This is a genomic window from Mesorhizobium sp. M8A.F.Ca.ET.208.01.1.1 (assembly GCF_004791315.1).
In the GTDB taxonomy this organism is placed as follows: domain Bacteria; phylum Pseudomonadota; class Alphaproteobacteria; order Rhizobiales; family Rhizobiaceae; genus Mesorhizobium.
The window spans coordinates 1-363 of the sequence record NZ_SRUT01000129.1 but is presented as its reverse complement, the minus strand read 5'-3'; the positions used below and the strand labels follow the sequence as shown (position 1 = coordinate 363).

1 pseudogene is annotated in these 363 nt (G+C 60.1%); it reads right to left on the bottom strand.

The features are described 5' to 3' along the window. Window positions 1–363, bottom strand: a pseudogene (gene eno, locus EN851_RS34585) (phosphopyruvate hydratase); the annotation flags it as partial.

The window sequence follows — 363 nt, the reverse complement described above, 5'->3', positions numbered from 1 at the left end:
GACGAACAGGTCGTCGCCGACGAGCTGGGTCTTCTTGCCGATCAGGTCGGTCAGGATCTTCCAGCCTTCCCAGTCATCCTCGGCAAGGCCATCCTCGATGGTGATGATCGGATAGTCGGAAGCAAGCTTGGCAAGGTATTTGGCCTGCGCCTTCGGATCGCGCGTCTTCTTCTCGCCCTCATAGACATAATTGCCGTCCTTGAAGAACTCGGTCGCTGCGCAATCGAGACCGAGCGCAACGTCCTCGCCCGGCTTGAAGCCGGCCTTCTCGATTGATTCCATGATGAAGTCGAGCGCCGACGGCGCGCTCTTCAGGTTGGGAGCGAAGCCGCCTTCGTCGCCGACATTGGTGTTGTGGCCGGC